This window comes from Streptomyces aureocirculatus (assembly GCF_000720475.1).
Lineage (GTDB): Bacteria > Actinomycetota > Actinomycetes > Streptomycetales > Streptomycetaceae > Streptomyces > Streptomyces aureocirculatus.
The window spans coordinates 90,561-106,909 of record NZ_JOAP01000010.1; the positions used below are offsets into that span (position 1 = coordinate 90,561).

9 protein-coding genes and 2 pseudogenes are annotated in these 16,349 nt (G+C 71.7%); 7 read left to right on the forward strand and 4 right to left on the reverse strand.

All coding sequences use genetic code 11. The annotated features are described in order from the left end of the window. Window positions 1–19: 19 nt before the first annotated feature. Complete coding sequence (locus tag IG78_RS0111915) at window positions 20–1,477, reverse strand: glycoside hydrolase family 5 protein (protein ID WP_030562030.1); 1,458 nt, start codon at window positions 1,475–1,477, stop codon at window positions 20–22. Between the two features lie 337 nt (window positions 1,478–1,814). Here IG78_RS0111915 and IG78_RS0111920 point away from each other — a divergent pair, with 337 nt between their 5' ends. Together IG78_RS0111920 and IG78_RS43980 are read left to right on the forward strand one after the other, a co-directional pair. Then, window positions 1,815–3,920, forward strand: a complete 2,106-nt coding sequence (locus IG78_RS0111920) for a hypothetical protein (protein ID WP_157855781.1) — start codon at window positions 1,815–1,817, stop codon at window positions 3,918–3,920. 72 nt (window positions 3,921–3,992) lie between these two features. Then, entirely contained in the window at window positions 3,993–4,427 is a 435-nt protein-coding gene (locus IG78_RS43980; RefSeq protein ID WP_051852553.1) for a hypothetical protein, read from the forward strand. A gap of 63 nt (window positions 4,428–4,490) precedes the next feature. Here the strand turns inward: IG78_RS43980 and IG78_RS0111930 are convergent, their stop codons facing one another. From IG78_RS0111930 to IG78_RS0111940, 3 genes and pseudogenes are all read right to left on the reverse strand, one after another. After that, on the reverse strand, window positions 4,491–4,958 hold the full coding sequence (locus IG78_RS0111930; protein ID WP_030562036.1) for an NUDIX hydrolase: 468 nt from the start codon (window positions 4,956–4,958) through the stop codon (window positions 4,491–4,493). A gap of 172 nt (window positions 4,959–5,130) precedes the next feature. Then, window positions 5,131–8,138, reverse strand: a pseudogene (locus IG78_RS41985) (3-keto-alpha-glucoside-1,2-lyase-like domain-containing protein). Window positions 8,139–8,401: 263 nt separating this feature from the next. Beyond that, window positions 8,402–9,655: an aromatic ring-hydroxylating oxygenase subunit alpha gene (locus tag IG78_RS0111940; protein WP_030562038.1), complete on the reverse strand. Its 1,254-nt coding sequence runs from the start codon at window positions 9,653–9,655 to the stop codon at window positions 8,402–8,404. 346 nt (window positions 9,656–10,001) lie between these two features. Between IG78_RS0111940 and IG78_RS0111945 the strand changes: the two genes are divergently transcribed. The 5 genes and pseudogenes from IG78_RS0111945 to IG78_RS0111965 all read left to right on the forward strand — a co-directional run bounded on the left by IG78_RS0111945 (window position 10,002) and on the right by IG78_RS0111965 (window position 16,344). Beyond that, a complete protein-coding gene (locus IG78_RS0111945; protein WP_030562040.1) occupies window positions 10,002–11,513 on the forward strand; it encodes a glycoside hydrolase family 3 protein in 1,512 nt (503 codons plus the stop codon). A 696-nt stretch (window positions 11,514–12,209) separates the two neighbouring features. Further along, window positions 12,210–13,231, forward strand: a pseudogene (locus tag IG78_RS41990) (phytanoyl-CoA dioxygenase family protein). Window positions 13,232–13,251: 20 nt separating this feature from the next. Then, complete coding sequence (locus IG78_RS0111955) at window positions 13,252–14,562, forward strand: DUF6271 family protein (RefSeq protein ID WP_030562042.1); 1,311 nt, start codon at window positions 13,252–13,254, stop codon at window positions 14,560–14,562. 18 nt (window positions 14,563–14,580) lie between these two features. Continuing rightward, window positions 14,581–15,813 (forward strand): type III PLP-dependent enzyme, encoded by a 1,233-nt coding sequence (locus IG78_RS0111960; protein WP_030562044.1) that lies wholly within the window; start codon window positions 14,581–14,583, stop codon window positions 15,811–15,813. Beyond that, a complete protein-coding gene (locus IG78_RS0111965) occupies window positions 15,814–16,344 on the forward strand; it encodes a GNAT family N-acetyltransferase (protein ID WP_030562046.1) in 531 nt (176 codons plus the stop codon). The last annotated feature ends 5 nt before the right edge of the window (window positions 16,345–16,349 follow it).

Here is a 16,349-nt window from a genome sequence, read left to right on the forward strand (position 1 = left end):
ACCGGCAAGCCGGTCGCCGTCACGCGGCCGGTCGCACCGTCACCTCCACCTCGGCGCCACCTGCCGCCCGCACCGTGACCTGCCGTGCCGGTCCGGCGGGCACGTGCCGTGTACCGGGCCGCGCCTTCGTGCCCGTGACGGCGATCCGCCAGCCGGTGCGGCTCGGTGGCAGGGACAGCGCGGTGGTGCCGGGGCGAAAGGCCGAACGGTAGGCGAGACGGTAGGTGCCGGTGCCGGGATCGTGGGTGTCGGAGCGTACGGTGCCCGCGACGGCGGGGGCGTACGGGGTGACGGTGCGTTCCTTGTTGGTGCGGAGACGGCCGTCCCGGTCGAGGGCGCAGTAGCCGCCGCCGTAGCACCAGACGTAGGCCGCCCACCCCGACGAGTACCGGGTGAAGGAGGCGAGGGCGTCGTCGTGGAACCTGCGCATGTTCGGCAAGCCGCTGTTCAGCGGGCCCCACTCCCCCACGACCACCGGGATCGCCTGCGCGCGCGGGTAGGCGGTGACGGCCTTCTCGTATGCCTCGATCCAGCCGGCGGCCGGATCGTAGTCTGCGCCCGCCTCCATCGCGGTGTTGTAGAAGTGCGGTGCGTACACGACGCGTCGGTCGGCGACCCGGCCGAGGCCGGTGGGCACGCCCTCGCCGACGATCGGGGTCGGCTCGACGAACAGCCAGTTCGTGCGGTCCTGGGTGCGGATCGCGGCGGCGAGGCGCCGGTACATCGGGGTGAGCCGGGTGGCTTCGATGCGGCGGGCCGCGGTCGCCAGGTCCTCGCCCTGCCGCAGCTCCCCCATCGGCTCGTTGAGCAGGTCGTAGCCGAGGACCGCGGGGTGGCCGCCGAAGCGGTCGGCGAGCAGCCGCCACATGCGGGCCTGGGCGCGCCGCAGGTCCGCGTCCTCGTAGAGGTGGGTGAAGGCCCGCTGGACGGCGGGTTCGAAGTACTCCGCGAACCAGTCGTCGGGGTGCGGGGTGAACGGAAGACCGTCGGTGCGCGTCGCCCACGCCGGGATCCCGCGATGGTTGAACGCCGGTCCGAAGACGTCCTGGTGGGCGTCGATGACAACGTGGACGCGGTGGGTGCGCGCCCAGTCGAGGATGCGCCGGATCTTGCGCAGATACGCCTCGCTGTACTGTCCCCGCCGAGGCTCCAGGTCGTCCCAGAAGATCAGCAGGCGGGCGAAGTTGAAGCCGTGGGCGCGCAGATCGGCGAAGTGCCGCTCGGTGATCGCGCTGAGCGCGTCGGGGCCGTGGTGGGTCTTGTCCTCGACGTTCCAGCCGCGCAGGGTGAGGGTGCGGCCGCGGTCGTCGGTGAGGCGGGGGATGCCGTCCGGCGCGCCGGGGGCCCCGTAGGGGGTGGCACGGGTGGCGGTCCCGTCCGTCGGGGCGGCCGGGGCGATCCCTCCGCCGAACAGGGCGGCGACGAGGAGGGCGATCACGGCCGCGAGGCTCGGGCGGTGCGTACGGCGCTTGCCCATGAGGGACCTCCGGCGTTCGGCGGACGGCGTTCCGTACGGCTGGCTGTGCTGGCGTATGTGCGTGGGTATCAGGCGGCTGTGCCGACGTAGGTGCGTGCGTATCAAGCGGCTGTGCTGGCGTATGTGTGTGCGTATCAGGAATCCGTTGCAAGTACCAGTACGCCGTCAGTGACCACTTGCGCCCCGCCAGGCGGCGCACTCCGCCGCCCGAACGCGCCTTGTGCGCGCCCTTCGCTGCCGCCCACCTCGCGCTCCCCGCGGAAGGCCTGCTGGGGAGCGGCCTCGGCTGCTAGCTTCACGAACTCAGCGGCGTGGCGCATCGGGGGAGGCGGCGTTGATGACCGAGGACACGCACGGCCCGCACGGACGGCCCCCGGACTCCGCCGTCGCGCGAGCAACTGCCGGAGCGGCTTCGGACACGGCTGCCGATGTGGCCGAGCACCTGGCGGCGGCGATCGGTACGGACGCGTGGTCCGTCGCCCACGCGGGGACGGCCGCACTCCTGGACCCGGGGGACGGCTCGGCGGTCGAGCGGATCCGGGCATGGGCGGCGGAGGCCGAGCGGCGCGACTCCGCGGAGCGGGACGAGTTCCTCATGGATTCCGTGCCCCATGTGCAGCAGGAGCTGGCCTCCGCGCTCGCCGCGCATCCGCAACATGAGTCGCGGGCACGGCGGTTGACGGACGCGGTGCATGCGCTGCTCGCGGCGCCCGAGGTGACAGCGGGTACGGCGGATGCGCGGCCCGACACGACGGCGAGTACGGCGGGCACGCCGCCCGACGCGACGGCAAGTACGGCGGGTACGCCGCCCGACGCGACGGCAAGTACGGCGGGCACGGCAGATACGGCAGATACGGCAGATACGGCCGCCACACAGTTCGCGACCGCCGATGGGCACGGCACGGTCAACGCCGTACAGCACGGCAACATCTACCACCAGGTGGTCCTCGGGCTCGCCGAGCGGCCGCGCCGGATGAGCCGGGGCGCCACGGGCGCGGTGGTCGGGGTCGCGGGGGCGGGGGCCGCCGTGGCCGGGACGGCGGCCGCCCGGCACCTCACGGGTGCGGAAGTCGACGGTGCGGCGGGAGATCTGCCGCAGGGTCCGCTGGCCGACCCCGCCGCCCCGGCCGGAGCGCCCGGTCCACCGCCCAGCGTCCCTCCTCCCCCGCCGGGACCGCCCTCTGTGGGCGCCGAAGGCGCGGCGTACGGCGCGGGTACCGGCGGATCCGTGTCCGGCGGCGCGGTCGTCACCAAGGCCACGTCCGTGTTCGGCAAGGTGGCGGGGGCGTTGGGTGCGGGAGGCGGCGGTGTCAGCGTGCCCGCCGTGGTCACCCTGGTCTCCGTCGTGGTCGTCGCCGCCACCTCCGTGGGCGTCGTCGTGTCCCTGCCGGGCAAGCGTGCCTCGTGCGACTCCGCCGTCGACGGCCGTTCGGCTCCCGCCGCCCTCGCGGAAGCGGCCCGCAGGACGGGCTTGACGAGTTACCGCTTCACCGTCCACCGGGGAACGCACCGTGTCATGGGGGCGGCCGACCCCCGGGTCCGCTCCGCGTGGTTCACCCAACGGGTGGGCGACGGGCCTTCCGTGGCGGGGACCATCGCGCGGGGCAAGGTCACCCTGCCCGCGGGCACGCTTGTTCCCGCGGGGGCCGACAGGGGCCTCGTGCGGTCCGACGGCGCCTTCACCGACGCCGTCGACCCTACCTCGGCCGCGCGGCTGCTGCGGTCGGTGACCGCCGCCGAGCGCGACGGGTGCGAGTTCGAGGGGACGCTGCGGCCTGCGTCCCCGCCGCCTCCGGAACCCCCGCCCCAACCGGCACCCCCGTCTCCATCGGCAACCCCTTCCCCATCGGCAGCCCCACCATCACCAGCCACACCAGTGACATCAGCGGCATCAGCGGCATCAGCGGCATCAGCGCGATCAGCGCGATCAGCGGCACCTTCGTCCGCCGCCTTCACCGCACGGATCGACAAGCGCGGGCGCCTCGTACGGCTCGTCGTCGACGCGGTGCCACGGCCGGGCGGTGCCGCCGCCGTGTCGGCGCGCTATTCGCACTTCGGGCTCGCCGTCACCCCGTCCGTGCCGCCCACCCCTTCCGCGGGACCGGCGTCCTCCGCACCGGCCCCGGACGCCGCCGTGCGGCTCGACGGGCGCTGGACGGGCATCTGGTCCGTCTTCATGGGAGGCGGCACCTTCGACGCGCGCCTGAAAGAGGACGGCGGCCGCATCACCGGCGACCTCACCGTCAGCGGCATCACCGGCTGCGACCTGGACGGAGCGCTCACCGGCACCCTCAAGGGCGACCGCATCACCTTCGGCTCCGCGGGCGGCGGCCAGTCGGCGATCGCCTTCACCGGCACCGTCCACGGCGACTCCATGAAGGGCGAGTTCTCCACCGGCTGCCAGGGCGCGAAGGGGGACTGGACCGCCGAGCGCGTCCGCTGAGCCCACCGGCACATGTACGCACGTACACACCCCTACACCCACGTACGAAACACACGTGAGGAGACAGACCACATGGACCCCGAATGGCTGGCCACCCTGGCCGCCGCGAGCGCCGCCGGGCTGGTCGGCGCGGCGGCGGAGGACGCCTGGCAGTCCACGCGCGACCGCTTCGTGCGGATCCTCGGACGAGGCGACCCCGAACAGAGCGAGAGCGCCGGTCGACGCCTCGACGCGCTGCGGGCCGTGGCGCGGCGCCCGGACAGCGGCGCCGAGTTGACGCGGGCACGCGGCGCCTGGCGCGTGCGGCTCCAGGACTTCCTGGACGACCATCCGGACGCGGCAGCGGAACTCCAGGCGGCGATCGCCGCTTTCCCGCCGCCCACCCCCACGGCATCGACCACGTACCAGCAGTCCGGAAAGGCCGAGGGGCACGGACGGGTGTTCATGAATCAGCACGGCGATCTGACGGTGCGGGACACACGGGACACACCGGGCGGGCGCGGCTGAGCCGAGGCGAAGCCCGCACCCGCACAGGCTCCCGTCCCGCACAGGCACCCGCCCCGCACCCCTTCAAGCAGTCAAGTGCGCGGCCAACCTGTCCAGGAAGACCCGCTGGCCCGCCACGAGCTTGTCGGCGGCCCCGTCGAGGGGCAGCCAGGCCACCCGGTCGAGTTCGGGAAACTCCTGGAAGCGGCCCGAGCCGCGCGGCCACTCCAACCGGAAGGTGCCGGGCACCACGGTCTCCGGGTCGAGGTCGGCCTCGACGGCCCAGACTGCCACCGTCTTGCCGCCCGCCTGCCGTACGTCACCCAACGGCAGATAGGGCCCGGCGGGGGCCACCCTGCCGAGTTCCTCCTCGAACTCCCGCACCGCGGCTGCCAGCGGTTCCTCCTCGTCGCCGTGCTCGCCCTTGGGGATCGACCAGGCCGCGTGGTCGCGGCGGGCCCAGAACGGTCCGCCCATGTGGCCGATGAGCACCTCGACCGCCGGGCCCGGGTTGCGGAACAGGAGCAGTCCGGCGCTGCGGCGGCCGGTCATGACAGCGGGGGGCGTGAGGGCTGCATGCCGTCGGACCCTACGCGTCCGGCGGCACGGGAGGACGGGACGCGCCCGCTACGGCGCGTCCCGCCGAGCCCCCTGACGGTCGCCGAGTGATCGTCGTCGCGTGATCGTCGTCGCGTGATCGTCATCGCGTGACGGTTGTCGAGATCTACAGGGGCTGGATCGAGATGTTCCGGTACCGGACCGCGTTGCGGTGGTCCTGCAGCCGGATGGCACCGGCCGCCGGGCTCTCCGCGTCTCCCGCTCCCGTCGGCCCGTCGATCGCCACGTCGTCGTGGACCGTGTCGCCGTTCCACACCACCGTGACGCGGGCGTCCTGCGTCTTCGTGCCGCTGTCGTCGAAGCGTGCGGCGCGGAAGGTGATGTCGTACGTCTGCCAGGTCTCGGGCGGCTTGGCGGCGTTCTTGTCGGGTGCCTTCTTCGTGTAGATCGCGCCGGCCTCGTTGTCGGCGGGTGTGCTGTCGCCGTACGAGTCCAGGATCTGGATCTCGTAACGCTCCTGGAGGTACACCCCGCTGTTCGCACGGTCCTGCCCGGTCACGTCCGGCGGGAGCTTCGGCAGCCAGAACTCGACGTGCAGCTTGAAGTCCTGGTACGCCTCCTTGCTGCGGATGTCGCCGCAGCAGACCTCCATGGCACGGTCGCCGACCAGCGGCCACTGGGGAGTGCGTCCGTCGGTGTGCTGCCACGGGGAGCGGTCGGTGCCGTCGAAGAGGGTGGTCGTGGCACCCCGCGGGTGGACGGCGAGCAGGTCCAGGTTGACGTGTCCGGTGTCGCCGTCGTCATGGCGGTACGTGATGGTGTTGGCGCCGGCGCGCAGCGGGATCTGTTCGGTGCGGGTGGACCATCTGTCCCAGGTGCCGGTGCTCGGGAGTTTCGTCTGCCGCACCTTGCGGCCGTTGACGTGGATGCTCAGCGTCTTGGTCCCGGCGGCCGGGTGGGGGCCGTTGGCGTAGCGCAGGCCGACGTCATGGGTGCCGCCCTTCTTGGCCGTGACGTCGAAGGTGGTGGCGGCGCCCTTGGTGCCGTATCCGTCGACGAAGCCGCGGCCGGAGTAGGCGGAGTGGTTGTCGTTGGTGCCCGCACCGCCTTCGAGCCGGGACTCCTCCGCCTCGTACAACGACTGCTGTGCGGGGCTGGTGCCGGGGATGCGGTTCAGGGTGTACCAGGCCTCGGTGCTCCACAGTTCCTTGCCGCCCTCGGCGGTGAAGGGGCGGGGCGAGCGCAGATGGACGACGCGTCCGGGCTTGAGGCCCGCAATGTCCAGGGTGACCTTCTTGCGGTCCGCGGAGAGTGTCGCCGCGCGTACCGGCAGCGTCTCCTCGTCCACCTTGGGGCCGCCGTAGGCAGCGGTCGGCACATAGCGCCACTGGGCGGCCTGGTAGCGCGCGGCGAGCTTGTCGGCCGTCGCCTGGGAGACCGGCTTGGTGTACTCCAGCTCGAAGCCGGTCCTCGTGGCGCGCATGGTCTTGATGTCGAAGGCCTCGTTGGCCCCCGGCGTGAGCTTCTGGAGGCCGTGCTTCAGCTTGCCGGGCTGGCCCCAGTTGCCACCGGCGCCGAGGCCGCCTGCGTACAGGGCGCCGTCGGGACCCGTGCTGATCCGGTTGACACCGGCTTCGAGGCCCTGGGTGAATCGGAAGACCGCGCCCTGGTACTCGCCTCCGACCTTCTCCAGGGACGCCCGCTGGACGCCGCCGTAGGTCACGTCAGCGATGAGCAGTTGCCCGGCGAAGGTGCTTCCTTCAGCAGGAGCGGGGTGCTCGGTGAGTTGCCGATCTCGTTCTGCGGCAGCCACAGCACGGGCTGGGTGACGGGCTTGTCGTCGAACGGCCCGTCGGGATTGGTGTGGTGGTTGAAGAAGCGGCCCTGTTTGACGTGCACGAGTTTGGACGAGGGCAGCCAGCCGCCCTGGTTGTCGGTGGCGAAAAGGTCGCCGCCTGGGCCCCAGCCGATGCCGTTGGGGGTACGCAGGCCGCCCGCCACGTAGGAGACGTCACCGGTCTCGCGGTCGACCTTGATGGTGGTGCCGCGGTTCTTCGCGGGCTGCGGGTCGGTGGTGGCGCCGCCGTAGTTGATGGCGACGGACAGGTTCAGATAGAAGTAGCCGTCGCGGTAGAGCAGGCCGAAGGCGAACTCGTGGAAGTTCTTGCCGAACGGCCAGGTGGCGACGGTCTCGTAGGCGTCGGTGACGTCGTCCCCGTCGGCGTCCTTCAGGCGGGTCAGCTCGTGCTTCTGCGAGACGTAGAGCGAGCCGTCGACGTACTTCAAGCCCATCGGTTCCTTCAGGCCCTCGGCGACCTTCTTGGTGGTCACCTTGTCGGGTCCTGTGCTGCCGGTGACGTGGTCCAGGAGGTGGACCTCGCCCTTGGTGTTGTCGGTGCCGCCCCAGGTGGCCACGGCGAGGCGGCCGTCGGGCAGCCAGTCCATCGCGGTGACCTGCGGCTCGAAGCCCTTCGGCCTGAGGTCGGTGAGCCGGTGGTCGGGGTGCACGCCGTTCAGCGGCAGGCCGTCGCCCGGTGACTCCGTGGAGTTGGCGCACTCCTTGCGGCCCGGTGCCGTGACTCGTACGACACCGGCGTCGGTGCTCAGGACCGAGTGCGGCACGACGGTGAAGTCGCTTGCGCCCGGCGGCCGCCAGGAGAGCGTGACCTGCTGCTCACCGCCCGCCTCGAAGTGCTCGATCAGCAGGGCGTGATAGCCCGCGGCCAGCTCGACCGTGCCGTCCTTGGGTGTCGGGCCGTGCAGACCGTCGTGCTCGATGACCCGCTGGTTGTCTATGACGAGTCGGGAGCCGTCGTCACTGGTGAGGCGGAAGGCGTAGGTGCCGTCCTGGGGAACCTTGATGTTGCCGATGGTGTGCGAGACGAAGTTGTCGGCGAGGCCCCCGAAGTCCCCGGGCTCCTTCCAGTCGACGGTCGGCTTCAACTGATCGGTGTTCGGCGTCTGCCCGGCCTTGAGTTCGCACAGCTTCTTCAGCGGCTGCTGCACGTCGTAGATGCGCTGGGTCACGCCCGGCTCCTGGGGCGGGAGTTCGGCGAAGGGGCTCGGCTCCTCCTCGGCGCCCGCCGGGGCCGCCCAGGCGGCCCCGGCGAGGAAGGAGGCGACGAGCAAGAAGCTCAGACGGGCGCGGAATCTTCGGTACGGCCGTGCGCTCATTGCTGCTCCCGACAGGTGCTGAGGCGGTGATGACGGAAGTACTGGCGTGGCGCGTGCGGGTGGCTCGGGGCGGGACGCTAGCCAGCTTTCGCCGCAGCGGGAACCCCTTGCGCGACGAGGAACGCGACTTTTTCTTTCACCAGGACAAAGCGTGTTCGCGCACACCGGGGCGCCGGGGCCATGGGGCCGGGAACCAGAGCCGGAGGGCCAGGGGGCCGGGAGCCAGAGCCGGAGGCCCGGGGAGTAGGCGGCGGGGGGCCCGATCAGGGCGCCGCCGTGGTCTCCCCCACAAGACGCTCCGCCAGATACCGCTGGAACTGCCACAGCGGGCGCTCCAGATGGGAGAAGCGGCCGCCCGACGGGGCGGGGTCGGTGGCGAGGCCGCGCTGGACACCGCGGACGGCCACCAGGTCCTCCGTCTGGATCACCTTGAACTGCTCCTTGGAGGCCGCCACGTACGCATCGAAGTCGGGCTTCCGCTTGGCCTCGGCGGGGACCAGGACCGTGACGAGCGCGTCGTGCGTGACCGGTCCGGTCGGCACCCAGCGCACGAAGGTCACGCTGTCCGGCAGCAGCGCGAGGGCCATGTTCGGGAACACGCCCGCGACGGTCATCCCCGAGAGCTGGCGCATGCCGAGTCCGGGGATGAGCGTGCCCACCAGGTCCGCGCCGTCCGGGCCCTGCGGGAGCTCCATGTCGGGGACGAAGGGCGTGTACATGCTGAACCCGCGCCCCTCGCACTCGTCCACGACGGTGTCCTTGCCGGGCAGGATCCGTTCGAGGGTGTTCGCGTGCGAACCCATGTGGTGGTAGTTCTCCGAGCCGTTCTCGAACGCCACCTTCCAGTTCGCGGGGACGCCGTCCCAGCGCTCGGTGTACGCGACGACCAGGTCCTCGATGCGGTAGGGCGCGAGGGTGGCCTCCAGGTCGGCAAGCTGGGGGCCGAGCGGCGGCGCGTCGGGGTCGGCGCTCACCATGAGCAGGCCCTGCCACACCTCCAGGCGGTACCGGGGCAGCCTGCAGGCGGTGCGGTCGAACTCGACCTTGTTCATCAGGGGGGCGCCTGCGAGACGGCCCGCGAACTCGCCGTTCAGGCGGTAGGTCCAGGTGTGGTACGGGCAGGTCAGCCGCTTGAGCGAGCCCTGGTCGGGGGTTGTCTCCGGCGGCAGGACGTCCATGAAGCGATGCCTGCACACCCGGGACAGAGCGTGCAGGTCGTCGTTCTCGTCGCGCGTGATGACCAGCGGGGTGCCGAGGACGTCCGTACGCAGATAGTCGCCGGGCCTGGCGACCTGGTCGACGTGGCCGACACACACCCAGTCACTGCCGAAGACGCGGTCCTTTTCCAGTTGGTGGAAGTCCTCGCTGGTGTAGGCGCGGGCAGGGAGCGTCTCGCCGAGTTCCAAGGGCAGCGCGGCGAGCCGGGCCAGTTCGCCGAGCAGGGAGGAGAGCCCCGGGGGCCCCGCGGGTGAGGAGGGCCGCGGGGAGGGCCGGGAGGAGAGTCCGTCGTGCAGCATGGTGCCACCGCCTTCAGTCCGGGATCTCCTTCCATGCTCCGGCGCGGGCCGCCGACGAGGATCGACAGACTGGACGACATTCGGGTACACCCTTCGGCTTAGTCGGCAATCCGAATGGATGACGGGGCGCTCCGTCACCACGCCCAAGACTGGAGAGGAACACCGGCCGAGCCCCCCGCCCAGCACGCCAAACACCCCTCACGTGCAGCACATTTGACCGCACACCCCCCTACAACGACTCCTTGACACCGTTGATTGGTATAGGCCAATATCCGGCTCGTCCCCACCGCTTTCGCCGCGGCCGGCCGGGCCGCCGTTCCCGCACCCCGCTCTACGGAGGTCCCTCATGGCAAGCGACAGCCACCCGCGTCTGACCCGGCTGGCCAACTCCGTGCTCCAACCGGGGTTCGTGGGCACCACCGCGCCGGACTGGGTGCGCCGCCGGATCGCCGACGGGCTCGCCTCCGTCGTGCTCTTCGGGCGCAACATCGAAAGCGCCGAGCAGGTCGCCGCGCTCACCGCCTCCCTGCGCGCCGAGAACCCCGACCTGATCGTCGCCATCGACGAGGAGGCCGGTGACGTCACCCGCATCGGCGCCCGCACCGGCGCCTCCTGGCCCGGCAACCTCGCGCTCGGCGCCATCGACGACACCGACCTCACCGAACAGGTCGCCCGCGACATCGGCCACCAACTGCGCGCGATCGGCGTGTCGTTGGACTTCGCGCCCAGCGCCGACGTGAACTCCAACGCGATGAACCCGGTCATCGGGGTCCGCTCCTTCGGCGCGCTCACCGACGTCGTCGCCCGCCACACCGCCGCCTGGATCCGCGGCCTGCAGTCGGCGGGGGTGGCCGCCTGCGCCAAGCACTTCCCCGGCCACGGCGACACCGACGTCGACTCCCACCACGGCCTGCCGCGGTTCACGGCCGACGCCGAGGAGATCGTCCGCACGGCTCTGCCACCGTTCACGGCCGCAATGGACGCGGGCGTACGCGCCATCATGACCGCCCACATGCTCGTGCCCGCGTACGACGAGGAACTGCCCGCCACCCTCAGCGGCCCGGTCATCGGCGGCCTGCTGCGCGACCGGCTCGGCTTCACCGGCCTCGTCGTCACCGACGGCATCGAGATGAGCGCCGTGAGCGGCCCGTACGGCATCGGCGGCGCCACCGTGCGGGCGGTCGCCGCCGGAGTGGACGCGGTGTGCGTCGGCGGCGAGAGCGCCGAGGAGTCCACGACCGTCGACCTCGCCGACGCCCTCGTGCGCGCGGTGCTCGACGGGACGCTGCCCGAGGAGCGGCTCGCCGAGGCCGCGGCCCGCGTGGGCGAGTTCGCCACCTGGTCCGGCGCCCTGACACGGGAGGCCGAGCCCGAGGCGAAGCCGACCGACATCGGCCTGGTCGCGGCCCGCCGCGCCGTCCGCGTCCACCGCAGCGGCACCGGCGCCGCGCTGCCGCTCACGGCCGACCCGCACGTCGTCGAGCTCTCCCCCACCATGAGCCTCGCCGTGGACGGCGCCACCCCGTGGGGCGTCGGCGAGCCCCTGCGCGCCCTGCGCCCGGGTACGACGTCCGTGCGTCTCTCCGAGGCCGAGCTGAACGGCCAGGACGACCTCCTCGACCGGCTCGCGCTCGCACCGGCGACCGGCCGGGACCTGGTCGTCGTCGTCCGTGACGCGGCCCGGCACCCCTGGATGTCCGAGGCGCTCGCCGGACTGGTGCGGCGCCGTCCCGACGCCTTCGTGGTGGAGATGGGCGTGCCCGCGGGTGAGCAGATCGGCGCGGTGCACCTGACGACATACGGGGCCACGCGGGTGTCCGGCATCGCGGTCGCCGAGGTCCTTGTCGGCACCGTCTGAACGGGTCGTACGGGTGCGGCGCGGGCGAACGACCCACCCCGCACCCCCCGAAATCGGACGACAACATACCGTACTCACGGGCACATAAGCCCCAACACGCCCTCATCGGACGGGGGTTGACTTCAGCCTAGGTCTAAGCCATCTTGATGGAAAACCGCACTTGGTCTAGTCCATTGTGGGAGAGCGGCGCCGGCGCCAGGAACCGGCGCGGGCCCCCGCGGGACGTCGACCCGGTCGGCACCGTGCGTCCACCGGACCCCTTCGCCCCGGAGACGGCGCCGAGCACCAGGCCGAGCACTAGGAGGTAGCACCACCGGCTCTGTCGACACCGAAACCCACGGCGTCCCACGCCAACGGCACCTCGGCCCCGCGCCACCGGCACGACCGTGCCCCCGTGGCCCGCGCGGACCGCGACCCCGCACATACGGAGACCCCGGACCCACCGGGGCACGTCGACATCCCCCACGCCCCCCGCGACCGGACCGCCCTGTCCCGTCGCGGCGAGCGGCGCCCGGCCCTTGACCGGCCCGGCGGGCGGTGCAGCCCCCCGGACCGCGACGACGGCAGCGCTTGCGCCGTACTCGTCGCCGCCTCCCCGCGAGGCCTCCCCCCATGCGCCGAACCGCGGTCTCCCCCGCCCTCTCGCCGCATCCACACGTACCCCTTCACCGCGATACCGAGCATGGAGGACCCCGCATGTCCACCTACGAGTTCCTGCACCGCGCCGCCTGCGACCGGCCCTACTTCAGCGCGGACGGCGAGTCGTACCTCACACAGTTCCCGCTCAGGGAGATCGTGAAGTCCCGGCCGCTGCGCGTCCTGACCGAGGAGCAGTTCACCTTCTGGCAGACCTACGGCTATGTGGTGGTGGAGGAAGCGATACCCGCCCCGGCCGCCCAGAGCCTGCTCGACTTCACCTGGGACTTCCAGGGACTCGACCGGTCCCGGCCGACACCTGGTACGAGGAGCGGGAGTTCCGCACGGACCTGGAGCGTGACCTCTACATCTACGGCTTCGTGGAGGCGTACCACCACCAGCTCATGTGGGACAGCCGGCAGACGCAGCGGGTCTATGACACCTTCGTCGACGTGTGGGACTGCGAAGAACTGTGGGTGACCCTCGACCGGCTCAACCTCAACCCGCCGAACGTCAAGAACCGTGACCGTGCGCTGATCGCCCCCACCGAAGAGGGCTTCGACATCGAGCTGCACTGGGACGTCGACTCCACCCGCGAGGTGCTCCCGCAGCGCGTGCAAGGCATCATCGCGCTCCACGACACCCGCGCGGAGCTGGGCGGATTCCAGTGCTCGCCGGAGCTCTTCCGCCAGTTCGACCGCTGGAAGCTGGACCAGCCCGAGGGCCGCGATCCCGTGCGTCCGGGCACCGACCGGGCCGAGTTCCCCGTGGTGCGCCCCGAGCTGAGGGCGGGCGACCTCCTCATCTGGAACGGCATGCTGGCCCACGGCGTCGCCCCGAACACCTCTGACAACGGTGTCCGCGCGGTGCAGTACCTCTCCATGATGCCGGCGCTCGAAGAGCACCAGGCACTGCGCAAGTCCCGTATCGAGTCCTGGCGGAACCTGTCCACGCCCGACTGGAACGCGACGCTCGTCGGCGACGCCACCCGGCACGAGTCCGAGCGCTACGGCACCGCCGAGCTCAGCGAGCTCGGCGAGAAACTCCTCGGCCTCAGCTCCTGGCACCCGGACAACGCCTAGTGGGGAAGCGGAGAACCGCCATGCGCAAGATCTGCCTGACCCTGCCCACCAACAGGGCCTGCGCCCCGATGGTCACGGCCCTGCTCCAAGAGGCCCAGTACGCGGTACGCACCTTCGCCGTCGAGGTGCACGTGCTGATCCTGGACTCCTCGGCGCCCGCGGCCTTCGCCGAGCACGCCCGCGCGGCCCGGGCGGCGCACGGCGCGCCGCACGTCGTCGTCCACCATCTCGACGAGGACGCCCAGCGCGCCTTCCTGCGGGAGGTGATCCGCGCGTCCGGCCTCCTCAAGCCGGACCTGCTGCTCGATCTGATGCTGCCCGACGCCGTGTCGTACGGGGCCTGCACCAACCGTGCCTTCCTCGCCGCCGCCGCACTCGGCTGCGAGTCGGTCCACCGCAGGGACTCCGACAGCACCTACCAGGTCCTCGACGGGCAGCCCGTGTATCCCGTCCAGCACGAGCTGATGTCCCTCGGCAAGCGCGCGGCCGACGCGGCCGACGGCGTCACCGCGAACACGCTCGACGCACACCACGCGGACAAGCCGGTGGTCCTCGTCGGCTCGTCGTTCATCGGCGAACTGTCCGTGGACATCGGCGAGATGTACGCCATCGACCGCGAGGCCTACCGCGAGGTCGTCGGCCTGTGGGCACCCTTCGACTGGACCGAGGAGCAGAAGCGGGAGCTCGTCGACGAGTCCTTCCGCGGCGCCGGGCACGACCCGTTCACCGCGGACGAGGCGCTCCTCACCCTCGTCGACCCCATGCGCGTCGACATGTGCAACGTCAGCTTCCACCAGGTCCACGAGCGGGTGCCGCTGCCACCGGCCACCGACACCATCGGCAGCGACTACTTCCTGCTGCACCTGGTGTACGACGCCACGCTGCCCGGCGTCGTACACAACCGCAACATCGTGAACTTCTACACGGGCGAGCGGAGGACCGACGCCGGGTTCGTCGCCTACCAGAACCGGTTCGTGAAGTTCTTCCTCTCCATGCTGTACCTGAACTTCGTCTACCGCGAGATGACGGCGGCGGGCCCCGCCCTGCTCGACGAGGACCACCGGGTGCGCGTGGAGCGTGTCGCCGCGCTCGTGCGCGAGAGCACCCTCCTGGACACGGCGGAGAACACCGAGCGCCTTCGCGTCCTGGACCGCTCCTACCGGAAACTCGGCGGCAAGTACGCCGACTTCGCCGACTCCCTCGCGCCCCGGCGACGCCGTCTGCTCGACGAGGCACGCCAGGACATGGAGGACTTCGCGCTGCTCATCGAAGCCTGGGCGGCCCTCGTCGGGGCCGCGCGTGCCACGCCCCTCAGCCGACTGCACGCGTAGCGGAACAGGTCATCCACCATGTACGACACGACCACGCCCCAGTTGCGTGCGGCCCTGGCGGCCGCCACGGAGGATCTGCTCGTCTACGACCTGCCCGGCATCGCGGACCGCTATGACTCCCTGGTGCGCGAACTGCCAGGCGCCGCGGTCCGGTTCGCGATGAAGGCCTGCCCGGTCGACGAGGTCCTCGCCTGTCTGGCCGGGCGGGGCGCCGGGTTCGACGCGGCTAGCCCGCACGAGATCTCCCAGGCCCTCGCGACCGGCACTCCGGCCGACAAGATCCACTACGGCAACACCATCAAGTCCGACCGGCAGATCACCGAGGCCCATCGCCTCGGCATCAGGGACTTCGCGACCGACAGCGTGGAGGACGTCCGAGCGATCGCGGAGTTCGCCCCCGGCTCCCGCGTGTTCTGCCGCCTCTCCACCGACGGCGGCGGGGCGCTGTGGGGCCTCAGCCACAAGTTCGGCTGCTCCCCCGCCGACGCGCTGCGCGTCATGGAGACGGCACGCGCGGCGGGCCTGACGCCGTCGGGTCTGTCGGTGCACGTCGGCTCGCAGCAGATGACGGCCGAGGCCTGGTCGGACGCGTGCGACCGGATGGCCGACGTGCTCGCGGCCCTGCGGCGGCGCGGAATCGCCCTGGACCACATCAACCTGGGCGGCGGGCTGCCCGCCCTCGGCTACCGCGACCGGCTCGGCACCCCCCTCGAACCACCCCTGGACAAGATCTTCGCCGTGATCAGGGAGGGCATGCAGCGGCTCCGTGCCGTCGCCGGGACCCCGCTGGACTTCGTCATCGAACCCGGCCGCTATCTGGTGGCCGACCACGGCGCCGTGCGTGCCCATGTGTCCCGGCTCACCGCCCGCGGGCAGCTCGACGGCGAGCGCCGGTACTGGCTGTATCTGAGCTGCGGCAAGTTCAACGGTCTGTACGAGATGGACGCCCTCCAGTACACGCTGGTGTTTCCAGGACACCGGGGCGGCGACTTCGTCCCGGCCGTCGTCGCGGGGCCCACCTGCGACAGCGACGACGCCTACAGCCACGAGGGCAGCCTGGTCCAGGTCCCGAGGACGGCGGCGTCCGGCGACCCCGTGTGGATCCTCTCCTGCGGTGCCTACGCCACGAGTTACACCACCCAGGGCTTCAACGGCTTCGGCCCGCTGCCCCACACCTGGATACGCGAGAACCCCGACGCCCACGAAGACCGGGCCGCCCTGCCCGCCACCGTCCCGGGAGGGTCGCGCTAGATGGCCGACGACGTACGCATCCGGCACATCGCCGACCACGACTGGGGCGGCATCACGGAGTTGGAGGCCGCGGTGTACACCGGCCTCGGCCTCTCCGAGGGCCGCGCGGCACTGGAGTCGCGGGCCCGTGCCTCACCGAGCACCTGCTTCGTGCTCGACCGCGCCGGCGAGCAGGCGGGCTATCTGCTCGCCCTGCCCTATCCGCCGTTCCGGTCGCCTGATCTGACGCGGACCGAAGAGGCGCCAGCAGCGGGCGCCGCCCCTGTTCCCTCGGCGAATCTGCATCTGCACGACCTAGTCGTCGCCGAGGACTACCGGGGCCACGGGCTCGCCCGCCGGCTCCTGCGCCATCTCGCCTCGACCGCACGGGCGCAGACGTACGAACAGATCTCCCTGGTCGCCGTCGCTGGGAGCGAGCCCTTCTGGGCGGCACAGGGATACCGGGCCCATCGGGAGATACCGCTCCCGGGGAGTTACGGCACCGACGCGGTGTACATGTCCGCGGCCGTGCCGGAAGGACGACGAGGCTGAAGAGG